The sequence below is a fragment of the Nostoc sp. CALU 1950 genome (assembly GCF_051172895.1).
In the GTDB taxonomy this organism is placed as follows: Bacteria; Cyanobacteriota; Cyanobacteriia; order Cyanobacteriales; family Nostocaceae; genus Nostoc; species Nostoc edaphicum_A.
In genome coordinates this window covers 1-6,960 of the sequence record NZ_JBDNJQ010000262.1, presented here as the reverse complement: position 1 = coordinate 6,960, position 6,960 = coordinate 1, and the positions used below count along the sequence as shown (strand labels likewise).

The window sequence follows — 6,960 nt, the reverse complement described above, 5'->3', positions numbered from 1 at the left end:
GTCGGGTTTGATTTCTATGGCTCTGTCATAAGATGCGATCGCTTCTTCAAATCGCCCTAATTTATCCAGCGTATTACCCCGGTTGTTCCAAGCTTGGTGGTAGTCGGGTTTGAATTTGAGGGCACTGTCGTAGGATGCGATCGCACCAGCAAAATCCCCTACTTCGTGTTGCTCAACACCTTGGTTAAACCAAATTTCCGCTTCTTTCTCCTCTCCTCCCTCAGCGTTCTCTGCGACTCTGCGCTTCGTTTCTTCTCCCTCCAACCGCTTCCCAAAATCATAAGCAACAACACTGACTTCCCCAATACTCAACTCACCCAGGCGCACCATTCGCGTTGCTAACTCATCATTTGGTGTAGGTAAAGCTAACAATCTTTCGCCAAAACCCCGCAACCACTCTACCAAATGAGCCTCATTGATGCGGTTTGCAGCCAAGAAACTTTTTGCTCCTCCTATACTTAAACCATCATTGACTTCTGCCAACAACTTAAGAAACAACGATTCATACTCCGCATCTGTTAGCTGTTTTGTTGGTTCTACTTTCCTCAGTTTTTCTAGCGGAGGAGTTTGCTTGTTGCCAAATAAGCGCTGAAAATACCTTTTCAGCCACCGCCAAAGCCCCTTGAGCATTTGCTGCAACCATATATTGCTTTTGTGGTGTATTTTAACAGTTTTACGGTAAGCAAAGTGGGGCGCGAAAGTATAGTTTTTTTAATTGGGGGTTAGAGCATGTTTTCAAAGTCTTAGATCCCCCCAACCCCCCTTAAAAAGGGGGGCAAAAACTTATCAAAGTCCCCCTTTTTAAGGGGGATTTAGGGGGATCTAAAAAGTTAGGAGGCTAAACGAGTAGTTTGAAAACACGCCCTCAATGCAATAGCAATGCAAGTCGATGCAATGGCAATACAAGTCGATACAATAGCAATGCAAGTCAATGCAATGGCAATGCAACTGAATACAATCGCAATGCAATAATAATGCAGAAGGTTGCCTTCAAATAATATCAGGCGACAGGAAGTCGCGTCTACACAGACAAAACTCGCCTTTACCGATTGGAAAGCATTAATTGTCCATTAGTCCGCGCAGTCCGACTACGTTTGTATAGCCACAATTTCTAATCGCCAAAGCTACATCCGTTTCAAATCTTGTAAAACTTCGGTGGCTGATTGATAGCGATCGCTAAAATGATAACAAACCATCTTATCTAAAATTGCCGCTAACTCTTCACTCACTTGCACCGATTGCCGCCACATCACATTCCCTGTTTCTGGATCTGGGTAGAGTTCTTGCGGTGGTATCCCAGTTATGGCTTGAATCGCAATCATTCCTAAAGCATAAATATCACTGCATAAGCGGGGATGACCGGCAAATTGTTCTGGAGGTGCATAACCCCGTGTCCCGATGGCTACTGTGGCTAATTCTGTTTGCTCACTACTTGGCGGTTGCATCAATTTAACAGCACCAAAGTCAATCAACACCAGCCGATTATCTTGAGTACATCTAATAATATTAGTCGGTTTGATATCACGATGAATCACTCGATGCTGGTGAACAAATTCTAGAACTTCTAACACTTGTTTGAGCATCTCAATTACAAATGATTCGTTCTTTACATTTTGCACAGGTGGTAATTCTTCACTTAGGGTATGTCCCTCAATATATTGTTGAATTAAATAGAATTCTTGGTTATCTTCAAAATAAGCAAGTAGTTCGGGAATTTGATGATGTTTACCCAAAGATTCTAAAATTTCAGCTTCACTATTAAATAACCTGCGGGCAACTTGCAAAAATCTTATATCTTGACGGGCTGGCATTAACTTTTTCACCACACAAGTAGGATTACCTGGTCGTTGAGTATCCTGTGCTAAATAAGTCCGACCAAATCCTCCAGCACCCAGAGTTTGAGAGATTTTGTAGCGTCCACTCAAAAGCAAATCACCTGATTTTATTTCTGGTGAATCAATTGGGAGAAGAAAATCAATAGACGAGTCAGGAATTGCCGTTTTGTCTTCTAAGAGGACATTTAATTGAGCGATCGCTTCTTGTTGTTTTTCAACTTGCAGAATAATCACCTGAGTTTGCCGCTGATTTTGGTAGCTAGTATAAGCAATCACACAGATACTACTAAGCACCAAGGCAAGGGCAGAGGGAATTAACGGCACCCATCCGGCTTGCAAAAACAAAGCAACGCAGATTACTACTAACCCAAGTAGAGTTGTCCCTACTAACGCTAGCAAAAGCAACGGATTTTGCGATCGCCATGCTAAAACACTACCTAAAAGCGACCAACCCCACACCCAAATAAGTTCCACCCAGTCTGGCCAATACCAAATTAGCGATCGCCCATCCAATACTGTACTGATAAGTTGACTTGCTATCTGTGCATGAATAAGCAAAGCAGGCATTCTGGCTGGTTGATCTGGCAAAGCGCTGTAGGGTGTATAAAATCCACCTGGAGGGAGATTAGCTGCTGTGGTGCCAATAATTACAAGACGGTCTTTAAATAAACTAGAGTTAACTTTACCGTTGAGGACTTCTGTGAGGGTTACTTGTTCGGCGAGGCTGTCAGGGTGACGGTAATTTAATAATATTTGATACCCATCTGCATCCAGATGTTGGTAGCTGCCAGAATTAGCTTGTAAACGCGGGAACAGGGTTTTACCTAACTGAAAATCTCCTTTATTCGTGAACTGGTAGTCAATGCCTTGTTTTTCCAGATAATTAATTGCAATTAAAGCACCAAATGCAAATGATGTTGTACATTTCTGGTCTGTAGAGTGAGCAAATAACAAACTGCGGCGGAGAGTTTGATCGTTTTCGTGATCAGCAACCACATCACTAAACCCAACATTATCTATAGGAAAATTGGGTGGCGGTGGCATTTCATCTCTACCCAAGCTGCTGAACAAGCAAGTACTGATAACGTTATCTTGATTTTGAAGATTAGCCGCCAAATTGTTGTTTTCTGGTTGGAAAAGATATAAACCAACAATTCGCGGTTGATAGGACTCGATTTTCTTTAATAGCTGATTGATTGTTCGATCTGATATAGTCCATTTTTCTCGTTTGAGATCCTCATCAGTGATTTTAACTAGCAAAATCCGCCGATCGGATGCTTGTGGTGGACGCGATCGCAACATCTGGTCATAAACTCTTAACTCCCAAGGCTGTAACCATCTTAGTTCCCGAACTCCCCAAATAAAGGCGGTAACTCCTACACTGGTAACAAAAATAATTGGCAGCCAGCTTTTGCTCTTGGAAGTTTCACGGGAATCCTGAACTTTGACAAAGGGGAAACGGAGTTTTTCTAATAATCCACTAATCACGGCGTTGCGGCGGTAGCCTGAATTGGGTAGATGTTGCAGGCGTAAAAGTTAATTTTCGGACTCTAGGTTAAAAGCTACTTAACCTGAAGCTCCTATTAATGTAGCAATTTACTTGTTAATTAGAGACTTTGGCGTATTCCTACTCTGAAAGCAAGCTTATGCACAGCGTCAACTAGAAAATAAGACAATCGCTAATCATCTGTTTGAGATGTTTGAGCATCTTCAACAGAACTGGCAATTGGGAAAGATATAGGATTAGTAGATGGGGTTAGTGAATCTAACTGGGGTTGTTCAAGTGCTGCTTCAATGCTGGAATCAGCAAAATAGGAGTCAAAAATCCGATCGTAGTTAGAAGCAACAGCTAAAAAAGCGCCACCCAAAATATAGATAGGTAATGGCAGATTAAACTCTTGCAACCAGTCAAACAGTTCCGCCAAAGCAAACAACACGAAAAAGCAGGCAAGCCAAACTCTCATATTCTCATCCCCTGAATTGAAACGACTCTATTACTAGTACAGCACGGCCGAAATAAACATACCATTTCAAATGGCGCAAGAAGCTAGGAATACAATTCTTTTGACTTTTGACTTCCGCCTTGCGGTACTAGCCTTTTCAAGGTGAATCATAAAATTTCTACCCATATTGATAGGGCTACCTCTATACCCTAGATAGGTGCAGTCCAAGTTATAGCATCTGCTATATTGCAATATCTGGTAAAAAATAAAAATATAGTTAGCTTATGACTGCGATCGAACAGCTAAGGATTACACAGTTGGTTCGCGAGACTCGACAGTGCCTCAAATTTACACAGGTAAAACTGGCAACGATATTAGGGGTTTCGTTTCACACTATAAACCGATGGGAAAACGGACGAACACAACCTTCGCCACTGGCTATGAAACAAATTAAAGAGCTATTACACCAAATGGGAGAACCCGGTGAGGCGCTTTTAGCCAAATACTTTTAAAAAACCTATTTCATTGATCACCTGAAAGCTCAAGAGGTTATAGATTTGCGGGAATATTTGAGCGAACAGCAAATTGCGTTGCGCGACAGTGAAGCACGCTACCGTTCACTAGCAGAGGCAAGCGCATCCATCGTCTGGAGGGCGGCACCTTGGGGCAACGTTATTGATGATATTCCCACCTGGCAAGCGTTCACAGGGCAAAGTCCTGAACAATACAAAGGATGGGGTTGGGTTGAGGCACTACACCCAGAAGATCGTTCCTCGATGGTGGCAATTTGGGAACAGGCATTTCCGACACGCAGCGTCGCAGTTGCCGAGTATCGTGTTCTGCGGCATGACGGCGAATACCGTTACATGAATATCCGCGGTGTGCCCATACTTGATGAAACAGGCGAAATCCACGAATGGGTGGGAATGTGCGTCGATATTACCGAACGCAAGCAGGCTGAGGCAAAACTGCGCGAGAGTGAGGCGCGTTTTCGGCTGCTGGCTGAAAATTCAACTGATATTATTTCACGCCATACGGTAGATGGAATTCTTCTGTATGTTTCACCAGCTTGCTACACAGTACTGGGATATCAACCAGAGGAACTAGTCGGCCATCCCAGTAATAAATTAGTTCACCCTGACGATTTGGCAGAGATTGCGAGAAATTACCCAGTCAATGCCGATTTACCAGATATTTATACCATTACTCACCGTGCCCGTCACCAAGATGGACATTATATCTGGTTGGAAGCAACTATTCGAGCTATTCGCGATCGCCAAACTCAAGAAATTTTAGAGATGCAAGCGTCTTCGCGAGATATTACTAAGCGTAAGCAGGTGGAGGAGGAACAGCGTTTTCTCGCCGAAGCTAGTGGGATTTTGGCTACATCATTGGACTACGAGACAACCTTAGCAGGTTTGGTACGTTTGGCAGTGCCGGAAATAGCTGATTGGTGCTTAGTTGATATTATTTGTGACAATCAATTAGTCCACCGAGTTGCAGCAGCCCATGCCAATCTAGAGAAGCAAGAATTGGTAGAACAGTTACAAAATTATCCGCCTGATTTGGCAGAAACAGCAGGTGTTGCTGAAGTAATACGAACGGGTAAATCACAAATTATTCATTTGATTTCTGATGAACAGATACAAGGGTTAAGCCACAACGCCAGCCACCTGAAAATCTTGCAAGAACTAAATCCTATATCTGGTATGAGTGTACCGCTAATCGTTCGGGGACGGGTGTTGGGAGCGATGACTTTGGTATCTTCTTCAGGTCGTCGCTACAACACCAAAAGCCTAATGTTGGCTGAAGAGTTAGCTGGCCGGGCGGCGATCGCTGTTGATAATGCCCGACTCTATACAGAAACACAGCAATCTCAACAGGCGGCTGAAAATGCCAACCGGATAAAAGACGAGTTTCTGGCAGTACTTTCTCATGAATTGCGATCGCCACTCAACCCAATTTTAGGTTGGTCAAAGCTACTCCAAACCAAAAAACTTGATGAAAAGACCATCCCTCAAGCACTAAAGACTATTGAGCGAAATGCTAAGTTACAGGCTCAACTGATTGAAGATTTACTGGATATCTCCCGGATATTACAAGGTAAAATCAGCTTGAATATCTACCCAGTTGATCTGACATCTGTAATTTCAGCAGCAATGGAGACAGTGCGGCTATCGGCAGAAGCGAAATCAATTGAGATGCACATCAGCCTGGAACCAAATTTGGGGCAAGTTTTGGGTGACTCCAGCCGATTGCAGCAAATCGTTTGGAATCTGCTCTCAAATGCAGTTAAGTTTACACCTGCGGGCGGACGGGTTGATATTCGACTATCATTGTGTTCTAATTCCAACTCAGCACTGATTCAAGTCAGCGACACAGGGAAAGGCATCGACCCCAATTTTCTGCCTTACGTGTTTGAATATTTTCGCCAAGAGAATAGCAGCACCACCAGAAAATTTGGTGGATTGGGGTTAGGATTAGCGATCGTTCGTCACTTAGTCGAACTGCATGGCGGGACAGTCCAGGTAGAAAGTGGGGGCGAAGATCAGGGAGCAACTTTTACAGTGAGACTCCCACTGCTCCAAAATCAATTAGAGATTAGACAGGACAGCAGCAACTCTGAGCCATCCTCAAATTTGAATGGTATCAAAATTTTAGTAGTGGATGATGATACAGATACGCGAGAATTTATTGCTTTCTTACTAGAGCAATATGGGGCAAATGTGACAGCAGTCACATCAGCAGATGAAGCCCTAGCCACTTTAGCCCAATCCCTGCCAGATATACTTTTAAGCGACATTGGGATGCCAGAAGTGGATGGATGTATGTTCATGCGACAGTTGAGAACACTGCCAGCAAAGCAGGGAGGGCAAATTCGAGCGATCGCACTTACCGCCTATGCTGGAGAAATTAACGCCCAGCAAGTACTTGCAGCCGGATTTGACAAGCATCTTGCCAAACCAGTAGAGCCAGCCGAGTTAGTAGATGCGATCGCCAACTTAATCGCTGAATAAACCCGCTTCTACCTTCATAATTTATAACGTTGGAAATCGGAATCACCACCGGGGTTTCTCCTGGTTTAACGAAGTCGAGCTAGGCATAATATTCTCCTGTGTTTTAGTGTCTGGAGTTTAGACTAAGCCATACAAAATGACCCAGCAGGGCTGAGTTAATCAGAG

Annotated in this window: 5 protein-coding genes; 2 read left to right on the top strand and 3 right to left on the bottom strand. The window is 43.6% G+C overall.

What is annotated here, in order from left to right:
• The 3 genes from ABF638_RS36175 to ABF638_RS36165 all read right to left on the bottom strand — a co-directional run.
• A partial coding sequence (locus ABF638_RS36175) for a tetratricopeptide repeat protein (RefSeq protein ID WP_435027586.1) occupies positions 1 to 630 on the bottom strand: 630 nt, incomplete at its 3' end.
• Positions 631 to 1,124: 494 nt separating this feature from the next.
• Positions 1,125 to 3,323: a CHASE2 domain-containing protein gene (locus ABF638_RS36170; RefSeq protein ID WP_435027585.1), complete on the bottom strand. Its 2,199-nt coding sequence runs from the start codon at positions 3,321 to 3,323 to the stop codon at positions 1,125 to 1,127.
• A gap of 191 nt (positions 3,324 to 3,514) precedes the next feature.
• Positions 3,515 to 3,799, bottom strand: coding sequence for a hypothetical protein (locus ABF638_RS36165; protein WP_435027584.1), 285 nt, complete (start codon positions 3,797 to 3,799; stop codon positions 3,515 to 3,517).
• A 263-nt stretch (positions 3,800 to 4,062) separates the two neighbouring features.
• Here ABF638_RS36165 and ABF638_RS36160 point away from each other — a divergent pair, with 263 nt between their 5' ends.
• Positions 4,063 to 4,290 carry a helix-turn-helix domain-containing protein gene (locus ABF638_RS36160; RefSeq protein WP_435027583.1) on the top strand — a complete coding sequence of 76 codons (228 nt, stop codon included), beginning with the start codon at positions 4,063 to 4,065 and terminating at the stop codon, positions 4,288 to 4,290.
• Positions 4,291 to 4,347: 57 nt separating this feature from the next.
• Complete coding sequence (locus ABF638_RS36155) at positions 4,348 to 6,795, top strand: PAS domain S-box protein (RefSeq protein ID WP_435027582.1); 2,448 nt, start codon at positions 4,348 to 4,350, stop codon at positions 6,793 to 6,795.
• Positions 6,796 to 6,960 lie beyond the last annotated feature (165 nt).

Coding starts and splice junctions, on each gene's coding strand:
- ABF638_RS36160 (WP_435027583.1), top strand. CDS start 4,063: ATGACTGCGATCGAACAGCTAAGGATTACACAGTTGGTTCGCGAGACT.
- ABF638_RS36165 (WP_435027584.1), bottom strand. CDS start 3,799: ATGAGAGTTTGGCTTGCCTGCTTTTTCGTGTTGTTTGCTTTGGCGGAA.